The sequence below is a fragment of the Microcoleus vaginatus HSN003 genome (genome assembly GCF_022701255.1).
In the GTDB taxonomy this organism is placed as follows: Bacteria; Cyanobacteriota; Cyanobacteriia; order Cyanobacteriales; family Microcoleaceae; genus Microcoleus; species Microcoleus vaginatus_B.
Genome location: NZ_CP031705.1, coordinates 3,021,273 through 3,042,853, shown reverse-complemented (window position 1 = coordinate 3,042,853; position 21,581 = coordinate 3,021,273). Strand labels below are relative to the sequence as shown.

Annotated in this window: 20 protein-coding genes; 11 read left to right on the top strand and 9 right to left on the bottom strand. The window is 45.3% G+C overall.

Annotated features, from left to right (window positions below; all coding sequences use genetic code 11):
- Positions 1 to 8: 8 nt before the first annotated feature.
- Positions 9 to 995, bottom strand: coding sequence for a DUF6263 family protein (locus tag D0A37_RS13240; protein WP_242724793.1), 987 nt, complete (start codon positions 993 to 995; stop codon positions 9 to 11).
- A 4-nt stretch (positions 996 to 999) separates the two neighbouring features.
- A complete protein-coding gene (locus tag D0A37_RS13235) occupies positions 1,000 to 1,689 on the bottom strand; it encodes a polysaccharide deacetylase family protein (protein ID WP_242724791.1) in 690 nt (229 codons plus the stop codon).
- Positions 1,690 to 1,768: 79 nt separating this feature from the next.
- Between D0A37_RS13235 and D0A37_RS13230 the strand changes: the two genes are divergently transcribed.
- The 7 genes from D0A37_RS13230 (at position 1,769) to D0A37_RS13200 (ending at position 7,580) form a co-directional block, all read left to right on the top strand.
- The gene (locus D0A37_RS13230) at positions 1,769 to 1,936 is read left to right on the top strand and encodes a DUF433 domain-containing protein (protein ID WP_242724789.1); all 168 of its coding nucleotides are present in this window, start codon (positions 1,769 to 1,771) and stop codon (positions 1,934 to 1,936) included.
- 434 nt (positions 1,937 to 2,370) lie between these two features.
- Positions 2,371 to 3,326, top strand: a protein-coding gene (locus D0A37_RS13225; protein ID WP_242715677.1) for an IS630 family transposase whose coding sequence is annotated in 2 segments (ribosomal slippage) — positions 2,371 to 2,704 and positions 2,704 to 3,326 — 957 coding nt in all. Because the reading frame shifts where the segments join, the coding sequence is not laid out codon by codon here.
- Positions 3,327 to 3,442: 116 nt separating this feature from the next.
- Positions 3,443 to 4,204 carry a ChaB family protein gene (locus tag D0A37_RS13220; protein WP_242724787.1) on the top strand — a complete coding sequence of 254 codons (762 nt, stop codon included), beginning with the start codon at positions 3,443 to 3,445 and terminating at the stop codon, positions 4,202 to 4,204.
- 265 nt (positions 4,205 to 4,469) lie between these two features.
- Positions 4,470 to 4,628 (top strand): rubredoxin, encoded by a 159-nt coding sequence (rd, locus tag D0A37_RS13215; protein ID WP_242724785.1) that lies wholly within the window; start codon positions 4,470 to 4,472, stop codon positions 4,626 to 4,628.
- A 24-nt stretch (positions 4,629 to 4,652) separates the two neighbouring features.
- Positions 4,653 to 5,900 (top strand): BaiN/RdsA family NAD(P)/FAD-dependent oxidoreductase, encoded by a 1,248-nt coding sequence (locus D0A37_RS13210; RefSeq protein WP_242724783.1) that lies wholly within the window; start codon positions 4,653 to 4,655, stop codon positions 5,898 to 5,900.
- 61 nt (positions 5,901 to 5,961) lie between these two features.
- A complete protein-coding gene (locus tag D0A37_RS13205) occupies positions 5,962 to 6,696 on the top strand; it encodes a VOC family protein (protein ID WP_242724782.1) in 735 nt (244 codons plus the stop codon).
- Between the two features lie 110 nt (positions 6,697 to 6,806).
- Positions 6,807 to 7,580 carry a class II aldolase/adducin family protein gene (locus D0A37_RS13200; RefSeq protein ID WP_242724781.1) on the top strand — a complete coding sequence of 258 codons (774 nt, stop codon included), beginning with the start codon at positions 6,807 to 6,809 and terminating at the stop codon, positions 7,578 to 7,580.
- Positions 7,581 to 7,695: 115 nt separating this feature from the next.
- Here D0A37_RS13200 and D0A37_RS13195 read toward each other — a convergent pair whose 3' ends face one another.
- The 4 genes from D0A37_RS13195 to D0A37_RS13180 form a co-directional block, all read right to left on the bottom strand.
- Positions 7,696 to 8,598, bottom strand: a complete 903-nt coding sequence (locus D0A37_RS13195; protein WP_242725512.1) for an Rpn family recombination-promoting nuclease/putative transposase — start codon at positions 8,596 to 8,598, stop codon at positions 7,696 to 7,698.
- Positions 8,599 to 8,621: 23 nt separating this feature from the next.
- A complete protein-coding gene (locus D0A37_RS13190; RefSeq protein ID WP_242724780.1) occupies positions 8,622 to 9,368 on the bottom strand; it encodes a HEAT repeat domain-containing protein in 747 nt (248 codons plus the stop codon).
- A gap of 242 nt (positions 9,369 to 9,610) precedes the next feature.
- On the bottom strand, positions 9,611 to 10,147 hold the full coding sequence (locus tag D0A37_RS13185; protein WP_242724779.1) for a GNAT family N-acetyltransferase: 537 nt from the start codon (positions 10,145 to 10,147) through the stop codon (positions 9,611 to 9,613).
- A 4-nt stretch (positions 10,148 to 10,151) separates the two neighbouring features.
- Positions 10,152 to 10,355 carry a DUF8624 family small hydrophobic protein gene (locus tag D0A37_RS13180; RefSeq protein WP_242724778.1) on the bottom strand — a complete coding sequence of 68 codons (204 nt, stop codon included), beginning with the start codon at positions 10,353 to 10,355 and terminating at the stop codon, positions 10,152 to 10,154.
- Positions 10,356 to 10,488: 133 nt separating this feature from the next.
- On the opposite strand from D0A37_RS13180, the gene D0A37_RS13175 reads away from it, so the two are divergent.
- The gene (locus tag D0A37_RS13175; RefSeq protein WP_242724777.1) at positions 10,489 to 11,850 is read left to right on the top strand and encodes an alpha/beta hydrolase family protein; all 1,362 of its coding nucleotides are present in this window, start codon (positions 10,489 to 10,491) and stop codon (positions 11,848 to 11,850) included.
- A gap of 217 nt (positions 11,851 to 12,067) precedes the next feature.
- Complete coding sequence (locus D0A37_RS13170) at positions 12,068 to 13,426, top strand: calcium-binding protein (protein WP_242724776.1); 1,359 nt, start codon at positions 12,068 to 12,070, stop codon at positions 13,424 to 13,426.
- 216 nt (positions 13,427 to 13,642) lie between these two features.
- Here the strand turns inward: D0A37_RS13170 and D0A37_RS13165 are convergent, their stop codons facing one another.
- Together D0A37_RS13165 and D0A37_RS13160 are read right to left on the bottom strand one after the other, a co-directional pair.
- Positions 13,643 to 15,007 carry an MFS transporter gene (locus D0A37_RS13165; RefSeq protein WP_242724774.1) on the bottom strand — a complete coding sequence of 455 codons (1,365 nt, stop codon included), beginning with the start codon at positions 15,005 to 15,007 and terminating at the stop codon, positions 13,643 to 13,645.
- 128 nt (positions 15,008 to 15,135) lie between these two features.
- Positions 15,136 to 17,205 (bottom strand): Eco57I restriction-modification methylase domain-containing protein, encoded by a 2,070-nt coding sequence (locus D0A37_RS13160; protein WP_242724772.1) that lies wholly within the window; start codon positions 17,203 to 17,205, stop codon positions 15,136 to 15,138.
- Between the two features lie 126 nt (positions 17,206 to 17,331).
- On the opposite strand from D0A37_RS13160, the gene D0A37_RS13155 reads away from it, so the two are divergent.
- Complete coding sequence (locus tag D0A37_RS13155; RefSeq protein WP_242724770.1) at positions 17,332 to 18,516, top strand: DNA cytosine methyltransferase; 1,185 nt, start codon at positions 17,332 to 17,334, stop codon at positions 18,514 to 18,516.
- Here the strand turns inward: D0A37_RS13155 and D0A37_RS13150 are convergent.
- On the bottom strand, positions 18,513 to 19,643 hold the full coding sequence (locus tag D0A37_RS13150; protein ID WP_242724769.1) for a hypothetical protein: 1,131 nt from the start codon (positions 19,641 to 19,643) through the stop codon (positions 18,513 to 18,515). The two genes, D0A37_RS13155 and D0A37_RS13150, sit on opposite strands and share 4 nt — an antisense overlap.
- A 310-nt stretch (positions 19,644 to 19,953) precedes the next feature.
- On the opposite strand from D0A37_RS13150, the gene D0A37_RS13145 reads away from it, so the two are divergent.
- Positions 19,954 to 21,453 carry a family 10 glycosylhydrolase gene (locus tag D0A37_RS13145; protein ID WP_242724768.1) on the top strand — a complete coding sequence of 500 codons (1,500 nt, stop codon included), beginning with the start codon at positions 19,954 to 19,956 and terminating at the stop codon, positions 21,451 to 21,453.
- Positions 21,454 to 21,581: the final 128 nt, after the last annotated feature.

Sequence of the window (21,581 nt, the reverse complement as noted above, 5' to 3'; positions counted from 1 at the left end):
AATAAAGCTTACTTCGACTCTAAAGTCATCTCCATCGCCATTTTTGTTTTGATTGTTGATTCTTGGGAACTGCCAGCAGTTTTAGCACTCATTTCGCTATTTGAACTAATAGACACAGTAGAGCGAAAAGGATTTAATCTATCCAAGCGCCCTGTAACTTTTCCCCGACCCTGAGAACTAAAAGATTTTAGGGTTAAGGTAGTTCCAGCAGGCAGTTGGGGAGAGGTAATATTTTGAGGGTTTGCTTGCTCCTCTATACTTACATTCAGAGACGCAACTCCATCTTGCCAGCTAGCCAATTCATAGGTAGCAATTTCCTTGACATTCATGCCCGTCAAATCTGAGGAAGAAGAAACGCGCCATTTTGCTCCTTTTCCGACTGCTTCGGCAGGCAGCGGCGAGGCTAGTTGCTCTAAAGATTTAGACATTTGTCGAACCATTTGTTTGACGTTATTGTCAGCTCCTTCGGGCAAAATAATGTCGCCTCCTTTATGAAAACCGCGATTGTCCATGATGAAAGACCCTTTCACTCCCACCATGTTTTTGAGTGCGGAACGCATGGCATCTCGGGCGGCTGACTGGGTATTTCCAGTATCACCGGCGATATCTGCATTAATATAAGCAAACTCGTAGTGAATATCGCCGTTGGGATCAATTTTAGTGACTTTGGTCTCGAAAGTCATCACCGATACGGGAATTTTAGCCACAGGCGAAGACCGACCGGCGGCGGATATTTCCATATCCATTTTTAGGGTCATAACAGTTGTTTCTTTGACATTGATAGCTGGTTTTAAACGCAGTTCCTGTCGTGGTTCCACTCCCGGATTTAGCAGTACCACTTGCGGGGTTTTCGAGTTGGGGGCAGGCGCGGATACACCCCTGGCTGGCTGCTGCACTACAAGTGGAGTTTCAGCACTTAGGGAAGCAGGAGAAAGCTCGATCGCCCATCCGGCACTCGCCAAACAAAGAGATGCTAGAAACAGTGTTTTTTTCATGGATTTAATTTCCTGTTATTTGAATGTTGGTCTGTTGCCACAGTCGATCTACTGTCACGAATTTGTAACCTTTATACAAAAGCAATGGAATTATTTTATCCGCCGAAGCTGCAACATCTTCGCCGCCGCAATAGCCGTCGTGCAGTACAATAATAGATCCGTTTTCAGTTTGCTGCACGATGCGACCCATAACTTTCATAACCCCCGGTCGCACCCAATCTTCCGGGACGACGCTCCACATTACAGGGCGATATTCCCACTGTTGCAATAACTCTAATGTTCGTGGCGTAAAAATGCCGTTGGGCGGGCGCACGTCCCGGATTAATTTTGGGTCTAAATCGCAAGCTTTGGCAATTGCTTTTTGCGTGTCTTCTAAACTTTGTTTGAGTTCGTGGGTTTTGAGTTTGGGAAACGATATATGCTGATAGCCGTGGAGGCCGATCCAGTGTCCGCGATCGTACACTTCTCTAGCCGTTTCTGGATGCCTGTCAACGCAAAAACCTAGCCAGAAAAAACTAGCTTTGATGTCGTATTTATCTAAAACTTTTAACAGTTGAGGTGTGTGCTGACGGTGCGGCCCGTCGTCAAATGTGAGGGCAATTTCTCGGCTGTTGATATCTCCAGTCCACAGACATCTGGGAAAAGCAGATTTGAGAATGGGATAAACGACAGGAAACAGGGGTGCTAATGGCATTGATTAACCTTGATAAATGCGATCGGGTAGAAATGAAGCTGCGTTACAATAGAATAAAGTTAACTCAATCGAGGTAAATATGACAACTACCGTTGATATTGGAACGCTAATTGTCAGCACGCCGGGAACTTGCCACAGCCACCCACGCCTCGCCAAAACCCGAATTACCGTAGAAAATATTGCTATTGATTTTAATGCTGGGCTGACTCCCGAAAAAATCATTGATGAAAAACCGCACTTGACTTGATCACAAACACAAATTTATGGTTTACTAGCCTACTCTTAGGCGAATCAAGACAAAATCGACGCGGAGATAGCAGCATAAAAGGCTGATTGTTAGTCCTGGAAATATGAATAACTAATCAAACTCAAACCGTTACAATATAAGAATATAATCCGAATAGTTGTAATGTTTATTATAGTTGAATAACTATCTGTAATAGATGAGCGATCGCCCTTAAAAACTTGCTTAACTCTTTTGATAGATCCTCAAACTATAGCATTTCTTAGAAAGATGAGGTATAATATAACTGACTTAAACGGAGTGAAAAATATAGAACTTCAAAATGTTATACAGCTCTAATTAAATAGGGCGATCTTCGAGCAGTAGTCCCTCGACCCGCAGCAGTCACTAGAATGACAACTATCTCAAATTTTAGCAAGGATCACGCATTAGTAAAAATGAAAACTTATTCGATTGATTTTAGACAAAAAATTATGGATGTGTACCATAATGAACCGCTGTCACAAAGAGCAATAGCTAACCGTTTTTGTGTAGCCCTAAGTTTTGTCCAAAAATTGGTTAAACAGTATCGTGACACCCAAAACATTGCTCCTCGCACTGAGCGATGTGGAGTCAAATTAAAACTGAATGCAGAACAACTGCTAATTTTAGCGGAATTGATTGAAGCAAACAATGATGCAACTCTCGAAGAACTCCGTTATTTACTGTACCAAAAAATTGGTTTTACCATCAGCGTAGCAACGATGGGAAGAATGGCAAAACTCTTAAACATGACTTTGAAAAAAAAACTCTTTTCCCGTCAGACAAAGGCACTGACAGGGTTCAGAACCTGCGATACGAGTTCTGGCAAAAAATTAGAGAAGTTTGTTTCAAAGACTTAATATTCATTGATGAATGTGGAGTAAACTTGGCAATGGTTAGGTTATATGCTCGATCTCTAAAAGGTTCAAGAGCCAAGGGATCAAAACCGAATAAACGCGGAAGAAATGTCTCAATAATTGGAGCTATATCGGTCAAAGAAGTCCTAACATCAGTTAATTTAATAGGTACAACTGATGCAATTACATTTGAGGCTTTTATTATCCGAAAATTAGTGCCAAAGTTATGGAAAGGTGCTTGTGTAGTCATGGATAATTGTACTATTCATACCGGAGAAGAAGTAGAAAAAGCCATCCAAAAAAAAGGGGCTAAATTAATATACTTGTCGCCCTATTCGCCGGATTTCTCCCCAATTGAAAATTTATGGTCAAAACTTAAAAATATTCTCCGTTCTATCAAGACACCTAATTATAAAGAGTTAGCAAAAGCCATAGAGTTTGCATTTAGTGAAGTTACATCAGCAAATATTTGGAATTGGTTTACTCACTGCTGTTATTGTACCTCACCTTTGTAAGAAATGCTATATCTCCGATAAATCGACCTCTATCTCGCGGTCGATGCGATCGCCCTACCGTGTCTTCCTATACTGAAAGCCAGCATAACTAATCGAAAAACGATCTAGGAGGAACAATGACCGAGGAATATTTAGCCGAACGCACAGTTTCAGCCGTATTTAAGGAAGAAGAACAATTAGACGGCGTAATTCGGCGGTTGCTCGATCGCGGAGTTTCCCGCGACCACATCTCAGTAATGGGAAAAAACTTTCAATCTAAAACTAAAATTGCCGGCTTTATTACTAAAAAAGATGTGATATTAGGCGGTCTGCGAAGCGGGGCGATTTTTGGTTCCTTATTCGGTTCTTTTTTGGCTTTGCTAACTGGCGTCGGCCTGTTGGTTATTCCCTTTGTCGGTACAGTAGTCTCGGCGGGCCCGCTGGGTGCTGCACTGTTGGGTGCAGCTAGCGGGGCGATCGCAGGTTCGGCCGGTGCTGGTCTAGTTTCCGCTTTAGTCACTTTGGGAATGCCCGAAGACAAAGCAACTATCTATCAAACCCGCGTTGAAGCAGGCGAATTTCTCGTGATGGCAGAAGTCGCCGCAGATAAATCGGGCGAATTTCAACTCTTGCTAGAAAGTGCAGGCGGCGAAGAAGTTTCAGTTAGCGAGATGACGCTGCCACGCGCCGTTAAAGGTCGCTGCAATAGTCCGGCAGATTTGTCTCCAGAAGTGCGATCGCACCTGTCGGAAGCTGCTCAAAAAACCTTTATGGAATCCTACAACGCCGCATTTGACGAAAGCAACGACTCGATACAAGCCGAACACACCGCTTGGGACGCCATTCACCAGCAGTATGAAGAAGATGAAAGCGGCGTTTGGACTAAGCGTTTAGCGTAAGTCTAGTCTTGCAATTGCACTAAATTAATAAAAAATACAATCAAGCCTCTAGAACTGCGGTTCTGGAGGCTTTGACGATTTTAGATTTTAGATTTTAGATTTGTGCAAGACTTAATTAAAATTTAGACTTTATAATTGTGAAAAACTTAATTGTTAATAATTGGGGAATTGGCGAAAGTCTCATTAGTTTTTGAAAGTGGTATTGCATTAGGTTGTGTTGTCAAGTACAATCTAGAGGCTTACAATATAAAATTGAGTTAAGGAAATGCAAAAATACGTTTGTACAGTTTGCAATTACGTCTACGATCCAGCAGAAGGCGACCCCGACGGAGGCATAGATCCCGGTACTGCCTTTGAAGATATCCCCGACGATTGGGTTTGTCCCACTTGCGGGGCAGCAAAATCAGATTTTGAACCAGAATAAGCGAGAAATAATTTGTCCGATCGAATGCTCAAAATTACAGTCATTGGCGGCGGTGCTGCTGGTTTTTTTAGTGCAATTACCTGTGCCAAAACCTACCCTCAGGCCCGCGTCACTTTACTAGAAGCTGGCCGGCAACTCCTGGCAAAAGTTCGCATCTCTGGCGGCGGGCGCTGCAACGTTACTCACGCTTGTTTTGACCCTGGTGTTTTAGTGCAGAATTACCCCAGAGGTGGGAAAGCTCTGCGCGGTGCTTTTACTCGATTTCAACCCCGCGATACTGTAGAATGGTTTGCCGGTCATGGCGTGAAGTTAAAAACAGAAGAAGACGGGCGAATGTTTCCGACCACAGACGATTCGGGGACAATTGTTAACTGTTTGATCCGCGCTGCTGAGGATGCAGGCGTAAAAATTCGCACCGGCGATGCAGTAGTTTCTGTAAAGAAATTAACAGGAAATACGGCAGAGGGCGAACACGAAGACACCGCCCCTAGTTTTGAAATTGAGTTGAAATCGGGGGAGAAATTGAAGTGCGATCGCATTCTTCTCGCTACAGGCAGCAATCCTTTGGGTTATAAGTGGGCAAAAGAGTTAGGTAATACTGTAGAACTGCCTGTTCCTTCTCTATTTACTTTTAATATTTCAGACACCAGAATCAAAGATTTAGCCGGCATTTCTGTTCCTAATGCTAAGGTGAAATTGCCGGGAGCTAAATTAGAACAAAGCGGGCCTTTGCTAATTACTCACTGGGGTTTAAGCGGGCCTGCTGTACTGAAACTTTCGGCTTGGGGTGCGAGATTTTTGCACGATCGCCATTATAAAACCTCTGTGCTGATTAATTGGCTTCCCCAGTACAATGCGGAAGTTTTGCGGCAGCAACTGCTAGCGGTGAAGTCGCAGTTGTCGCACCGATTGATTGTCTCTAGCTGTCCGTTTCCGGTGCCGCGCCGCCTCTGGGAACGTTTGACAAGTTCGATCGGCATTGATGAGCAAAAACGCTGGGCCGACTTATCTAACAAAATCCTCGATCGCCTCCTGCTAGAACTCGTTCAAGGCGAATATCAGATTGCCGGAAAAGGCGCATTTAAAGAAGAGTTCGTCACCTGCGGCGGTGTCAACCTCAAAGAAGTCGATTTCAAGACAATGGAAAGCCGCCGCTGTCCCGGACTTTTCTTTGCTGGCGAAATCTTGGATATCGACGGCGTGACGGGCGGTTTCAACTTCCAAAGTGCTTGGACTACGGCGTGGTTGGCCGGGAACGCGATCGGCAAATGAACTCGATTTACACGGGCAATTATTAAATTTTGTGTTATTTTTGAATTAAGAGGCACAAAATGTGATTGCTGTTGAGCCTGTAGAAGAAATTCGCAGTTTTGCCTCCTTCCACATCGGGGTCAAACACATGAAAAACTTTAAGCTGAAAACCCTAAAATTCCCGAACCACACTGACAGCCATCTTGACTCACCTTTGATAGAAAAAAATGGCTTGGTGGAACTTAACCCAAAATTTACCAATCCTGAATTTTTAACCAACTGGATTTTTGAGACAAACCTGTACGGCGAAGCAGTTTCAATCGACCACTTTGTCATCACATTTCCCACCCGAACCGAACTCGAAAACTACGCCGCATCTTTCCGCCCTTTCGGCGCCAAAACAGTTGAAGGCCCCGACTTGTTCCCGCTCAACTTTTGTGCGGAAAACATTAATGTTCCCTCCGACTTGTGGCTGCATTTAATGACCTTATTAATGCCAGCAGGCGGCTTAGTAGTATTAGATGCGCCCCACGCAGCCGGCGACCAAACAGACCGCTTCCAGCAAGAAAGAGGATTAGAAGCAGTTCACCACGTCGCGATTCGAGTCGAAAACGTGCAGAATGCTGCTAAAATATGGCAAAACAAAAACTTTAAACCGCTATCAGAGCGTCCTTTAGACTCCGGCTCATTAACCCAGTGGTTTCTGCAAAACCCCGCCGGACAAATCATCGAATTAATAGAACGTCTCCCCGGCAACAACGCTACCTTTGACTGCAAAAACATCGCAGGTTTGCGCCTCAGTGAAATCCCAGGTTAGTACGGCAGGCAAGATGCCTGTCCCACAATTCCCAATTATCTCGTTCCCAGTCTCTGACTGGGAATGCCGATTCGGAGGCTCTGCCTCCCGTCTTTTCACTAATAAAATATATGGTTGCAATAAAAATCCCCAAAGTCACCATTCAACCCCCAACATTCAACTCACTTGAAGAAGAACGCCGCCACCGCAAACAACGTTTAGCCGCCGCATTCCGATTATTTGCCCGCTTCGGATTCAGCGAAGGAATTGCCGGACACATCACAGTCCGCGACCCCGAACACCTCGACCATTTCTGGGTCAATTCTTTTGGAATGCACTTTAGTTTAATTCGAGTCAGCGACCTAATTTTAGTCAACCACAAAGGCGAAGTTGTTGAAGGAAATAAACCCGTCAACGAAGCCGCATTTGCCATTCATTCCCAAGTGCACAGCGCCCGCCCCGACGTAATTGCAGCAGCCCACGCTCATTCTCCCTACGGCAAAAGTTGGTCGAGTTTGGGCCGCCTGCTTGACCCGCTGACGCAAGATGCTTGTTCTTTTTATCAAGACCAAGCTTTATTTGACGATTACACTGGAGTTGTTTTGGAAATCGAAGAAGCTAAACGCATCGCCAAAACTTTAGGTGAGAAAAAAGCTATTATTTTACAAAATCACGGACTGTTAACAGTAGGTCAAACAGTAGATGAAGCAGCTTGGTGGTTTATTTCAATGGAACGTTCTTGTCAAGCCCAGTTAATGGCCGAAGCAGCAGGAAAACCAATTCTCATCCAGCCAGAATGTGCGCGTTTAACACAGCAGCAAGTAGGCTCTCACCGCATGGGATGGTTTAGCTTTCAACCGCTTTATGACATGATAGTGCGCCGGGAACCCGACTTATTAGATTAGAAACTCGGCGGTTGAAACCGCTACTAAACAAACACAGCCCGCCTGCGGCAAATAAAGAATGAAGGGGGTATTAAAGAAAGCCGGATTTAGTATCAGGACTGCAAAAGTTATAAATTCATGCTGAAGCCGATTCCAACCAAGCTATCAAATCCTCTTGACTGCTAAAATCTAACAATATTTCTCCTAAATCATCTAATTGTTCGAGAGATAGCTGCTGGATGCGAGTTTGAATTTCTGGTGGGATTTCACCCGTGCGCCGCACGAGTAGACGCAGGATTAATGCTGTTTGCCCCTCAATTATGCCTTCTTGGCGGCTTTTAATAATAGCACCGCGCTGGTCTTCAAAAAACATTTCCCGCTTTTCCAATTCCTCTAATTCCTTAAGGGTTAAATTAGTTCGGCTGGCGATGGAAAAAGCTGTTTGAATTTCGGGAATGGATGCAAATTTTTCAGGAATTTCCTCGAATAGAGGAGCATTTTTGATAAAATAAATCCAGCTTTGAATTATGTTTTCGACTTGTTCTAGTTCTTTGTTAAACTTGGGCAGTTCGACAAACACTAATTCTATTTCTCTGTTATAATACTCGAAGTTTTCTTCGAGTTCTTTAAATACAAAATGAGTGAGAAATTTTTCGGTATTTTCAAACAGAATAAAATCAGTAATTGTTAAAGCAATCAGAGGATTTAATTTAGAGTATCCTTCCCTAGGTCTGAGTTGAGTTGCGTAGGTTTTGGCGGCATTGTACACTACCCGTTTAGTAAAAGCTTCTACATTTATTACCTGCATTTCGATAATCACAGTTTTGTTGCCTGTAATTTTGGCTTTAACATCCAGGTAAGTGTCTTTTAATCCAGTAACGCTGGGCGCGGCGTAAGGGTCAATAATTTCTAAGTCTTCAATGGTTGGCTGTGCGTCATAGAGCATAGCAATGAGAAAGCTAATCAAAATGTCTTTGCTCTGGGGCGAACCAAAGATTTTTTTGAACCCAAAACTTGTTTTAGCACTGATGAAAGGCATCATTAGTAATGGGGGCGTTTAAATCACAAAAGTCCTTCCATTTCTAAGTCTTCAATTATCTGCAATCCGCGCGGGTCGCCGACTCGCAATAACGAAGATTTAGCATCTTCCCGCACGCCCATATCTTCATCTTCTTCTAAAGCTTCAATCAAACCATCGATCGCCCCAGCGTACACTATATTATTCGGCAATTCGCGCGCCAGTTGCCCGATCGCCCAAGCGCAGTTGCTCCGCACAGCAGATACAGAATCTCCCCGCAGCGCTTGAATCAACGGCGGAATCGCAGTAATTACCACATAGTAACCAACCTTTGCCATTTGACCCAGAGAACTCGCCGCCCACAAACGCACCGCCGAAATATCAGTTTTCAGAGCATCAATTAAAGATGGCAAAGCGCGGTGATCTCTGCAATTTCCCAAGGCCCAAACTACCCCTTTGCGAACGTAACCGTTCCAATCGCGGTTGAGCTGAAGAATCAGCGGTTCCACAGCATCGGGACTCGGATTTCGCCCCAAACCATAAGCCGCGCTCACCCGCACCAAGGGGCAACCGTCTCTCAACAAATTAATTAAATGCGAAATTGCTCGATCGTCCTGCAGTTCGCAAAAAGCCCGCGCCGCAATCATCCGGTGCTGAGGTTCCGGGGATTCCAGCAAAGGCAGCATTTCCTCGGGATCTGGCAGCGGGGGTTCGGAGTCATAAATTTGCTCCAAAGGGCTTTCCAGTTCCGTGTCAGTATCAAGGGCGTTGGAGTAGTCGTTATTGTGCATAAAAAAACTTTACCGTACTGAGGATGCTCCTGAGCAACTCAAACAACGGTCAACAGCAACTAGGATAATACCAATAAAAGTATTCCGAGCGAGGAGTGAAGTCCTCATGTGGTTCATAGTGAGGACTTCACTCCTCCATAAAGTTCGTAGTCAAGACTTCAGTCCCCATAAAGTCACGAAGTTTTCAGCTTCTTTCTGTATCAAAACTCTTCGTCCTTACTACAAACATTACCTTTTATTTTTTAAAGAGACTTGAGCATCGAGACGGAATGACTTTGATAGCCTAATTTTTGATAGAGATTCACCGCCGGCTGATTGCTCAGAAATACTTGCAAACCAATTTGCCGATCGCCCCTTTCGCGCGCCCAATTTTCAGCATGAATAACTAAAGCTGCACCGATCCCCAGACGGCGATGTTCCGGTGCTACGTACAGCAAAAAAATGTGAGCGTAGCGTTCTCCGGTGGTTTGGTCGATCGCATTTCCCAACCATAAACATCCAACAACCGAGTTAAGATTTTGGACTTGAGATTGTGGATTGAGAGGCTGCGAGGGAAGCACCGGCAAAATTTCTGCCTCTTCCTGGCTGTTTTTCTGGCACTCTACCCACCAAACCGGCGTCTGGTTAGAAAAATACTGCTCGACAGTTTGAGCTAAATGTCCCAATTCCCCATCCGGGTAAAGCTCTCGATATGTCCGGTGCATAAACTTTACCAGTTTTGCCCGATCGAGTCCAGATCCTGAGCGCAGCCCGTAGCCGGGTATTAGTTGAGCAGACATCAGCTCACCGGATACGCAAAGCGGAATAATTTAGCCCCAAGAAAATTGGATTCACTACTGCCGCTTGCTTTTGGGGGATCGCTTCCTCAATCGGTGCCGGGGCAGCCATGTCAGCCGGCAAAAATATGCGAGCGCTGACTGCCACCAGAGCCAGGAAAAATACTAATATCGCTATTAATGGAGCAATGTATTGACGAATGATTGCCATAACCGCAAAAACTTGATTCTTGAGTTGATATTATCAAGTGTACCATAAAATATTGTCAGCTATAATGGTTGATTGGACACTTAGCTCAAGAAGAGAGCGATCGCAAATAACAACAACCACAACATCTAATATTATGAGTGCCTCGCCTGCTGTTTATGAAGCTCTGGCTAAATCAATTGTTTTTTTGAATCAAAAACCTAACGAACAAAATGAAGTTTCGCGTTTCCTAGATACTAATGGCTACTATATCGATCGCATATTCGACGACCCAGAAACAAACTTTTATGCGATCGGGTTCGGTTCATTCTATCCCCAAAAACCGCCAGCCCTCGTATTTAAAGGTACAGACTTCATCGACGGCGACGCAATCTTTTCCGACTCGCGGGACATTGGTTTACCTGAATTTGAAAAGAATAAAGATAATATCAAAAACTGGCTAACAGAAATCGGTCAAGATACAAATAAAAACCCCAGCAAATTATTGCCCGATGTCATCGGCCACAGTTGGGGCGGAGCAGTCGCTCAACTTGTAGCAACCGAATACACATCTCTGACCGGAGATATTTTTACTTTCAACTCTCCAGGAGTGTCAGCGAGTACATTCACCAGTTTTCGGAGAAATCTCAGCAGGGCAGGCAACAAAAATGTCAGTCACTACATTGTCAGCGGAGATGTAGTCAGCTTGTTTGGGGAAGCATTTATCCCGGGAAAAGTATTTATCCAAAGTTTTACAGACCCGAGTATTAATCCCTTAACTGTTTTGGCAAAACATCGAACGGAAAATTTGTTAACTACTCCGCCCGTGGGCTTTTTCCAGAGGCAAATTTCTGTAGAACAATTAAACAGTCCCGAATTTACTTATAACAACGACTCGGATTTTAACGAATTTATCGCGGCCCTAAATGTTCCCCTGGCCAATGTGTCAATCCCAATCAGAAGCAGAGGCGGTGCAGAGAGTTTGAGAACAGCACCAGAATTTTCTTTTGTGCAGTTAATCAGACAAATGCAGTACGGTTTAGCTCCCTTACAACCGAATTATTTATCAGGCGACGCTCGCGACAATATTGCTACCGGCGGCCCGGGAGAGGATACAGTTATCGGCAACGGCGGTAACGATACTCTCAGAGGGAATCGAGGTAATGACAGCATCATCGGTGGTGATGGCGACGATTTCTTGTACGGCGGCAGAGATAACGATTATTTGGAGGGTGGCGACGGAAACGATTTGGTTTCCGGCGAGTTTGGCAACGATTTTTTAATTGGTGGTGCGGGGCGCGATCGCTTTGTATTGGAATCCGGCGGCGGAGGAGATGTGATTTTAGATTTTCAAGATGGTGAAGATTTAATTACACTGTCGAGGGGTCTAACTTTTCCTCAAGTTATAGTAACCCAAGCGGGTGACGGAGCTTTAATTAGTATCCCGGTTACTGGGGAAGTTCTTGCTATTCTCAGAGGCGTAGGTGCCAGCGCTATTACCCGGGTAGATTTTGTATAGCTTGAGGGGGATAAAAATTGGTAGTTTTGGTGGCGCGAAACCGACATGGGTTTTGTCACGAGATTGTTTTTTTTTATTAAAAAATCTCTCCTCAATTGGCCCCTAAAAAGCCACTAAAAATGACCAATTAATATGGTCAATAAACGAAGTTTATAGTAAACTTAGTTAAGTAGCTGAAAACCTAATTACCCATCAAACGACAGGAAATAAAAAAAATATGCCCTCCTCCCCCGCCGCTTACGAAACTATAGCCAAGCAACTTGTTTACATAGATAACGACCCCCAGTCTCAAAGTTTAGTTCAAACGGGTTTGACCGCTGCTGGCTACCAAATCGATCGCACCTTTGACGATCCCGGAACTGGATTTCACGCGATCGGCTTAATTTCCACCACCCCAGACAAACCGCCCGTTTTAGTATTTCGCGGCACCGACTCGCCCGTAGACGATCTTGCCAACGGAGACCCGCGCGGCACAGGTTTCAACCAATTTGAAGCCAACAAAGAAGCCTTAGGAAATTGGCTAACCCAAATCAGTCAAGATACAGCCAAAAACCCCAGCAGCTTGCCCCCCGACCTTCTGGGACACGGTTTGGGCGGCGCTCTAACGCAACTAGCCGCCACTGAATTCACATCTACTATTGGAGATGTTGTCACCTTCAATTCTCCCGGAGTTGATCAAAGTACAGTCGATACATTCACGCAGAAAGTCGGCGCCGGAAAAAATGTAACTCACTACGTAGTCGCGGGCGATTTTGTTAGTTTAGGCGGAGAAGCTTTTATCCCCGGACAAGTAGTTCTTCAAGCATTTACTAACCCGAGTATCAACCCGCTACTTGTCTTGGACAAGCACACGCAAAGCGGTTTGTTAACTTCTCCACCTCCCGGCTTGACTCAGACAGAAATCACTGTAGACCAGTTGAGCAGCCCGGATTTCACTTTTACAGATTCAGATTACTTAGAATTGTTAGCTGGCTTAGAGTTTGCACTGCCCGCCTTGGGAACATCGCTGCAATCGCGCAGCAGTTTAGAACAATTAAGAACCACTCCGGGAACCTCATTTTTAGCAAACGTTGCAGCAATGCAAACTGCTCTAGCTCCCTCCCAAATTAATAATTTAGTCGGCGACGATGCCAACAATACAGCATCAGGTTTTGGAGAGAACGATATTATCACTGGCAATGGGGGAAACGACACTCTCAGCGGCAACAAAGGCAACGATATTATCAGCGCTGGCACCGGCAACGACCTGGTATTAGGTGGCAAAGGGGATGACAATTTGAACGGGGCAGAAGGAGACGATACGCTCATTGGTGGAGCGGGTGCGGATCTCTTAATTAGTGGCGCTGGACGCGACGTAATGGTGTTAGGAGTAGGCGCCGGTACAGATACACTTGTAGACTTTCAAAAAGGTCAAGATTTAATCGGTTTGAGCGGAGGTTTGACCTTCAACCAAGTGAGAATTACTGAAGGAGATTTTTCAACGATTATCGAAATTGCCAGTAACGGCGAAGTTCTAGCTAATATTCCTGGCATTCCCAGGAGTCCGCTAACAGCTAGTGATTTTATGGCGATTTAGTTGGCGGCTTGCAATACAGATATTCGGTAGGGATACAACAATGTTGTGTCCTTATTTTATTTTAGGAAAACAAACACGCACAATTTATACTCTTCTATGATTAAAAACATCAATATTCCTCCAAGGGCGGGTTCACCGAAATCTCGAAAAAAAAGTGCAGACATGGGTAAACCCGCCCCCGCCCGGATATTATTGTTATAGAGACCGGACTTGATATTAATCGAAATCGTCAAGTCCCGGTCTGGGCATGGATGCCAATTTTTTCTCATCTTCTAGGGGCAGAAAGAAAATGGTCAGCATACCGGGAATGACAGCCAGTGCACTCATCAAGAAATAATTTTGATAGCCGAGACTCGCCTGCAAGTAGCCGCTAAAAACCCCCGGAATCAGCACTCCTGCGGCCATAAAAGCCGTTGTAATTGCATAGTGAGATGCTTCGTATTCAGGGCGGACAGTCCGCATCAAGAACACTGTATAGGCAGCTACGCCAAGTCCGTAAGTAAATTGCTCGATCGAGTTTACAGCATAAGCCCATTCAATCCCCGGTTGATTGATTGCCAACAGCCAATACAGCACGTTAGTTGAATTTTGGAGAATTGCCGTCGGCCACATCCATTTTTTCAATCCTTGTTTGGCAATCAAATAGCCGCCCAGTAACCCTCCTATTAACAGAAATATTACCCCAATCGTACCCGATAACAGACCCATGTCCGATGTAGAAACTGCTAATCCTCCTTTCTCCACTTTATCCATTAAAAATGGCGGAGCCATTTTAAACGTCAAGGCATCGCCTAACCTAAAAATCAAGACATAAGTAACAATCCAACCAATTTTATCTTGCTGAAAATAAGTTTTAAAGGCTTCGATAAAGCTTGTTGTTTGTTGGGGGGCGCCGGATTCTAGGTCGTAATTTCTAGGATAGGGAAGATACCACCGCTGAAAGAGATATATCAGCACAAACATAATCGCGCAAATGCCAAAGGCTGTCGCCCATCCGTAGTTAAGCGCAGACACGCTAAAATCCGAACCGAAAAGTGACAGCGGAATGTCTTGATATATTTTGGTGTCGCCTGTATTTCCGGCGACTAAATGGTTTTCGGCCAGTTTCCCGGCTAAGAAAACCAATACACCGCTTCCGGCAATGACAGCACCTCTATAAGCCGTGTTGCGAACACCGACAAATAGTGCTTGTTGGTCTTTATTGAGAGTGTTTAAATAAAATCCGTCAATGGCGATGTCGTGGGTAGCTGACACAAAGGCGATCGCCGTAAAGATCACAAGTGATATAATAATCGGTGCCGGCGTCAATACACCAAAAGCTAGGAAAGCAAACAGAAAAGCACAAAGGATTTCGGTTGTTAAAATCCATTTGCGTTTGGTGGAATACAAATCAACCACGGGGCCCCACAAACCTTTTAAAACCCAAGGAAAAGACAACAGACTTGTCAATCCGATGAGCTCGTTGCTGGTTCCCATACCTTTCAAAAAAATCACCGACATTAAATTAACGACGGTGTAAGGGAGACCTTGAGCGAAGTATAATACTGATACCCACAATCCAGCGTTATGCTTTTTTTCCATTGCAGAGATATTTTACCTAGTTACTTATTTGATTTACTGAGTGCGATCGACAATTCCGGTTAATTAAATTGCTTGCATCACAGTATATGTCATTCCGATGCCAGCGGCAGCCATATAAACAGTGTATTTTAGCAGCCTTCTGACTCACAAATATTTCTATTTTTGGAATAACCCTGCAAAAAATTTTCTCCCTTAAAATGAAGGAGGTAAGCGCGAACATTCTTGTCCCAATCATAAATGCCATAGGTTCGCAACAGTTCTAAAGCACTTTCTTCTATCTGGTATGCGGTTTTTGGACTGTTGACCGGACGTTCGGGACTGTCAGGATTAACAACAATTAAACCTGCATCTAAAAACTGATGCACAGTCTGGCGGCGCACAGTTTCCCGCGTATTTGGTGCATATTTTTTACTGTACTCCTGCTCCATAAATTCCATAATTGGTGTGATTCCCCGAAGTGGAGATTTCGCCGATTCCCAAGCATCCTTTGGCTTGAGGTCAAGCAAAGCCAGAAGGGTTAAGGCGGAACGTGGGTTAAGCTGACCTTTTGGAAAACCCAGCGCTGCAAGTATTTCTAGAGATTCATCAATACGGTTCTTGATTGTCATTGGGCTATTTTCTAACGGATTTGTCGGGTTAAGCAGTTGTCTCTCGACAAGTTGATCAATCTCCCGCTGTGTAGGAAATATTTCTCCAATTTGAGCGCCAAGTAAAAGTAATTGCTCTAGATTAGGATACTTCAAAGTGCGTAAATCCGTAGCATTAACTTGAGTGTGTCCGTTGAACAGTCGGAAAAACGCATCTACCAAGCTCGAATTTAGATAAACGGCCAATCCCCGCGCCAGGGTGAGGTCTAATCCGCGTCCCTGTTGGTGAAAGTAGTTCAAATGGTTCTCAAAGCCAACGCGAGAACTATTAATTTTATTGGCATCCCAGACAACTGCAACAATTCGCTTTTTCTCTTCCTTTGACGAGAAGCGCTTGCTCAAAACATAATGTTCGTTAGGTACGAGGAGTGCCGCAGTTTTTTCCGTGACAGCTAAAGCTTGATGCTTTCTGGTGGCTGTGGGATATTCAACACCGCCAGCGGAGAAGTGTGCGGGATAAATCAGCGGAACTGTACCGTTCTCAGGTTTTAGTCGCAAGTCAGAGCGAACACGAAAATCTACAACTTTTCCGGTGGAAACTGTTAAGCCTAATTCCTCTAGGGTGCAAGTAAATTGAGCTATTTGCTCGACTACTTTCTGGCTGAGAGAATCCGGTAAAATCCGAATAAATTGGTCGGAATCTTTGGGATTAATTAGGGCGGTATAGGGCAGTTGGTGAGACAAAACCAGGTCGTCGCCCACGCTGCTGCTTGAGGTAATTAGTACAGTATCTGGCTGTTCTATTTGTTTGGTGGCGCGCACAATAATAGTTTCTTGCAGCACCGCATCATCGCGAAATGGCAACTGTCGGGATTCAAAGATGTGTAGTTGGCGTAAAGCCATCATTTGAAGGAATACTTTGCGGAAATCTCGAAAGTATAAACCGTTGCAAAAGCTGCGGGGAGTAATCGATACTAATTCACCGTTTGGTTTGAGCAGGTAAGCGGCAGCCACTGTAAAGCCAGCGTAGAGATTGCTGGTTTCTAGTCCTATAGAACGCAGCAAGGTTCTGGCTTGGGATTTAGCGTCTATTTTGGCATAGGGAGGATTGATAATTGCATGGGTAAATTCCCGTTTTACTGGTTGTGTAAATAGATTGGGCTGCAACATATCGGCGCTGTCTTGAATAAAATCAACTTCGCGAACCTCACAGGTAAAAGATATCCCAAAATGCTGACATTCAATACTGCACAATTCTAAGGTTTGCTTGAGGTATTCAATCAAAATAAGGTCAATTTCATAAGCTGTAACGTGAAGGCTGTGCGGTTTGTTTGGGCGCTGGCAAAGTTCGCAAACAACGGCTGCTAACAGGGAACCAATACCAGCCCCGGCATCTAAAAGCGATATATCGGGACAGTTAAATTCAAACATTCCCGCCATCAAACTTGCGACTGAGGAAGGTGTTAAAAATTGTCCCTTTTCTCCTCTCTGGCTTTGCTGCAACTTTCGGGTTGCTTCTTGGCGCCAGCCATCTACTCGATCGAGTAAATTGCTTGCAGTTGAGTAGCTGTTACCCGGAAGGGCTAGGGTTTGAAAGTGCGGTAGTATCATTTGTTCAAAAAGTGCGATCGCCTGTTCAGTTTATTTTCGCCCAAAATTTCACCGATGTGCGAAAATGTCAAGCGGACGCGAAAATCTACAACTTTCCCGGTGGAAACTATCAGGAGGTAGCTGACGATGACAAAAACTCAAACCAAGCGTTTTCCGCGCAGCCTTGACTTATTTTGCGGCATGGGAGGGTTAACTCTGGGTTTTAAACGTGCTGGCATTCAAGCGATCGGCGGCATAGATTACTGTGAAAACGCCAAACAAACTTTTGAACGCAACCTATCTCCACTTCCGTGTCTGGTATCTGACTTAACCCAGACAACTGTTTCCGAAATAGAGGAATTCTTTAAAATTTCGGCAGCAGAAATCGACATTATTACGGGGGGAGCACCGTGCCAAGGATTCAGCACTGTTGGCAAGCGAGAGATAACAGATCCTCGCAATTCTTTATGGCGCAATTTTCGCGACTTGGTGGCTGAAATTCGTCCTGCTTATGTCATTATCGAGAATGTTGAAGGAATGCTGGTAATGCAGTCTGGCAAAGTGCGCGATTCAGTCATCGCTAGCTTTGCTGATATCGGCTATCACATGAAATGTCGCCTTTTAAAGGCGGCTGACTACGGCGTACCCCAACTGCGAAAACGTGCTTTTTTTATAGGTTGGCTTGATGGATTGCTGCCGCCTGAGTTTCCAGTGCCAATTTCTCACTATTATGTGACTGTAGCTGATGCAATTTCAGATCTACCGCCATTAAATGCTGGAGGAATATGTAAATCTTACCAGAGTATGCCACAAACTGACTATCAAATAGCTAGGCGCAAGACCGCCAACATACTGCTACATCACGAGGCTGCCAATCATTCACAAAAGTTAATTGAAATTCTGAAGTATATCCCAGATGGTGGAAACCGAAAGTCTATTCCCGAGCGCCTTCAACCAGCCAGCGGTTTTCACAATAGCTATGCTCGACTAGCTAGTAATAAACCAGCTATTGCTGTAACATCTAACATGAGAAAACCTTCGTCTGCACGAGCTACTCATCCTAGTCAGCATCGAGGATTGACTGTCCGCGAAGGATTGAGGCTGCAATCTTTTGATGATGATTTTGAGGTTATTGGTTCGAGAACATCACAGTACCTTCAAGTCGGAAATGCCGTACCGCCACTACTAGGATTGGCGGTAGGCAAGGAAGTTGTCAAGGCTTATCAAAGCCACTCAGATGATGAAATTTTTAGAGCCAGATCGCAAAAAGTAAAGTCGCTCAATGCCGACTTAAAGTTTCCCATTCAGCTTGCTCTTGAAATCATAGTTTAACTTTGATAATAAGTAAGAGAGTTGTGTTCGGGATCTCGCTCGCCGATAAATGCTAGTAGCCTGGCAACAGCACTAGGATTCTGTTCAACGTGAGCAAGATAGTGAAGCATTTCATGCACAGCAGCATCCTGCTTTGGCCAATCCCAGATCCTCACGGATCTAATTAGCTCGTCTTGTGCGAACGGAATGATGCCGTCGTCGCTAAGTAGAGAACGCGCTTCGCTGTTTATGGAAAGTACAAAAGCCACGCCAAGAATTTGATTGCCTGTTACTTGTTTCTGGAAACTTCCCAATTGTTGCTTGAGGTTTTTAAGCGAAATGTGGCAGTCTTTTACTTCTATGGATATTTCTAGATCCAGACCGTAATAACAGTCAATATCTCCAAAACGGCGCTGTCTGGACGACCCTGTTCGTACCTTATCAACGACAAAGCTGAGATGAGGCCGATCGGCTTTGAAATAACCGCAAGCAATGGCTTGAAAAACTAAACCCCCATTCTCATCTGGATCGCTGCGCGGGTAATTGTTTATTATCTCGGGAAATAAACGAACTCGTAACGATTCTCTAGTAACAAATATGTTCTTTTGCAATCGTTCAAGACCAAAATCAATAAGTTTTTGGCAGAGTTGAAAGCGTCCAGACTCGGACAGACGAAAACACAGAATCAGCAGGTCTTGAAACTTTTGCCATTGACCTGTATTGTAAACATAAGCACTGGGATATTTAGAACGATTTAAACTGTGAAAAAATTGAACAATTGACTCTTCTATACGTCGGATACCTACTTGAGTAGATTGAGCAAATTTTAAAGTTAGTGTATTTGCCTGTTGTTCTCCCCGTTCAGTGACAACTTGGTAACGTTTAAATAATTCTTCAATTGTAAGCTGCTCTCTTAATTCTTTGGCAGAGTCATCAACATTAGATAGACGCTGTGCGACGATCGCAAAATCAAGGGCAAGACCGAGGATATACTTCATCCGGGTAAATCGGCTACCTACGTATTCCAATACCTGTTGGATTATTATCTGTTCGCTATTTGCTAGTTCGTCAGGCTCAAAGCCAGTCCCAAAGTGTGGCGAAAGAAGTTCTTGAATTGCTTCTATCTCACTATCAGTGCGTTCGTACATTGAAAAAATAGAGTGATCGTATACAAAATACCAGAGTTCAGTATAAGCGATCGCTATTCCAGAACACAGCTTGACCCCATAAGTTGCTTTAACGCAAAGATGTGCGAAAATGTCAAGCGGACGCTCAAACCAAAAGTCTGTAAAGGACTGTTAAACGCTCTCTCACACACTTCTCATGCGAAATACCAAAACATTCTTTTTGTCAAGCTTGTTCCTGATTGGCTTAACAATTAGTTTTCTGCTGACTCCTGGTTGGTTCTCAAACTTCCCATCCCGGGCGATCCTCTTCGAGGGCTTCGCTAACGCAACTATGCCCCCGCAAACCCAAACCGCCGAATTTCGCGCCTTCTGGGTGGACGCCTTCAACCCCGGCTTCAAAACCCCTCAAGAAGTCACAAAATTGATCGCAGACGCGCAGCGGGCAAATGCCAACGCCATCGTCGCCCAAGTCCGCCGCCGTGGCGATGCTTTTTACACGAGTGCGATCGAACCCCGCACCCTCGATCCCAACCTTCCCCCCGGTTTCGATCCCCTGCAAGATTTGATTGACAAAGCCCACGCCGCAGGCATTGAAGTACACGCTTGGATGGTGACGCTGCCTGTGGTTTCGGGCACAAAACTTCCCGCCGGTCACGTTTGGCAACAACACGGGCCTTCGGCCCCCGGCAGCGACAATTGGGCAATGCTGACTTACGGTGGGGAAGCCCAAGGCTATCTCGATCCCGGCCATCCAGACGCCGTAGATTATACTGTTTCCGTCTATTTGGATTTGCTGAAGCGTTACGATGTGGACGGCGTACAGTTGGATTATGTGCGCTACGGCGGGCCGACTTGGGGTTACAATCCAACTGCGATCGCCCGTTTCAATCAGCAAACAGGTCGATCGGGCAAACCCGCACCCACCGATCCCGCGTGGATGCAGTGGCGGCGCGATCAGGTGACAAATTTAGTGCGGAAGCTTTATGTAGAAAGCCTTGCGATTAAACCGCGTGTTAAAATTACCGCCGCCACGATCGCCTGGGGAGACGGCCCGAAAAACGACGCAGGATGGTATCAAACGCAGCCGTACAAAGAAGTATTGCAGGATTGGCGCGCTTGGCTGGAAGAAGGGATCGTAGACATGGCGATGCCGATGACTTACCAGCGCGAGTACAAACGATCGCAAAAACTCGCTTACGACAACTGGATCGAGTACGCCAAAGACCACCAGTACAACCGCCAAATTGCGATCGGCCCCGGCAATTACCTCAACTACATCGAAGACACTCTAGGCCAGATTCGTCGCGCCGAACAGCCGTCTGCGAAAGGAAATCACGTCGCAGGTACGGTGCTCTATTCCTACGCTAGCAGCAACGTGTACACCAATGTCGAACTGCGATCGGGCGGCAGCGGAGATTTGCCCCGCCAGCCTTGGAAATACCTGTCGCAGAGCAATGATTGGTTTTATACCGCGCTCTCGCAGCCGAGTCAATACGTTGACGGCGCTACGGGCAAAACCGTTGAAACTCAGCCGGTGTGGGCGACAGCAGCAGCCGTTCCCGATATGCCTTGGAAGTCGCGGCCGACTACAGGTGCGATCACCGGAAATTTGCAGCAGTGCGCTCAAACTTGCGACGGTGCGAGCTTGACATTGCAGTCGATCGATGGTGCTAGCCCGGTGCGTCAACTGCGCGCCGATGGTAAAGGATGGTTTGGGGCGATCGAGCTTTCTCCGGGAACTTATCAGTTGAAAGTTGACGGAAGTCAAATTCAAGAAACAGTTAATGTTGCTGCGGGCGAAGTAACAAAAGCGAATTTTGCTCGTTTGTAGGGGGTCAACTCTACTCGTTACCAGGCTCTGCCTGGTAACGCAGATCCGGAGGCTCTGCCTCCAATTTCCATAAAAGCTTGCGAGGCAGAGCCTCTAGATATCGGTTTCCAGGCAGAGCCTGGGAACCA

Bases quoted from the DNA above. Each gene is read 5' to 3' on its own strand.
- D0A37_RS13240 (WP_242724793.1), bottom strand. From the start codon at position 995: ATGAAAAAAACACTGTTTCTAGCATCTCTTTGTTTGGCGAGTGCCGGA.
- D0A37_RS13235 (WP_242724791.1), bottom strand. From the start codon at position 1,689: ATGCCATTAGCACCCCTGTTTCCTGTCGTTTATCCCATTCTCAAATCT.
- D0A37_RS13230 (WP_242724789.1), top strand. From the start codon at position 1,769: ATGACAACTACCGTTGATATTGGAACGCTAATTGTCAGCACGCCGGGA.
- D0A37_RS13220 (WP_242724787.1), top strand. From the start codon at position 3,443: ATGACCGAGGAATATTTAGCCGAACGCACAGTTTCAGCCGTATTTAAG.
- rd (WP_242724785.1), top strand. From the start codon at position 4,470: ATGCAAAAATACGTTTGTACAGTTTGCAATTACGTCTACGATCCAGCA.
- D0A37_RS13210 (WP_242724783.1), top strand. From the start codon at position 4,653: ATGCTCAAAATTACAGTCATTGGCGGCGGTGCTGCTGGTTTTTTTAGT.
- D0A37_RS13200 (WP_242724781.1), top strand. From the start codon at position 6,807: ATGGTTGCAATAAAAATCCCCAAAGTCACCATTCAACCCCCAACATTC.
- D0A37_RS13195 (WP_242725512.1), bottom strand. From the start codon at position 8,598: ATGCCTTTCATCAGTGCTAAAACAAGTTTTGGGTTCAAAAAAATCTTT.
- D0A37_RS13190 (WP_242724780.1), bottom strand. From the start codon at position 9,368: ATGCACAATAACGACTACTCCAACGCCCTTGATACTGACACGGAACTG.
- D0A37_RS13185 (WP_242724779.1), bottom strand. From the start codon at position 10,147: ATGTCTGCTCAACTAATACCCGGCTACGGGCTGCGCTCAGGATCTGGA.
- D0A37_RS13180 (WP_242724778.1), bottom strand. From the start codon at position 10,355: ATGGCAATCATTCGTCAATACATTGCTCCATTAATAGCGATATTAGTA.
- D0A37_RS13175 (WP_242724777.1), top strand. From the start codon at position 10,489: ATGAGTGCCTCGCCTGCTGTTTATGAAGCTCTGGCTAAATCAATTGTT.
- D0A37_RS13170 (WP_242724776.1), top strand. From the start codon at position 12,068: ATGCCCTCCTCCCCCGCCGCTTACGAAACTATAGCCAAGCAACTTGTT.
- D0A37_RS13165 (WP_242724774.1), bottom strand. From the start codon at position 15,007: ATGGAAAAAAAGCATAACGCTGGATTGTGGGTATCAGTATTATACTTC.
- D0A37_RS13160 (WP_242724772.1), bottom strand. From the start codon at position 17,205: ATGATACTACCGCACTTTCAAACCCTAGCCCTTCCGGGTAACAGCTAC.
- D0A37_RS13155 (WP_242724770.1), top strand. From the start codon at position 17,332: ATGACAAAAACTCAAACCAAGCGTTTTCCGCGCAGCCTTGACTTATTT.
- D0A37_RS13150 (WP_242724769.1), bottom strand. From the start codon at position 19,643: ATGTACGAACGCACTGATAGTGAGATAGAAGCAATTCAAGAACTTCTT.
- D0A37_RS13145 (WP_242724768.1), top strand. From the start codon at position 19,954: ATGCCCCCGCAAACCCAAACCGCCGAATTTCGCGCCTTCTGGGTGGAC.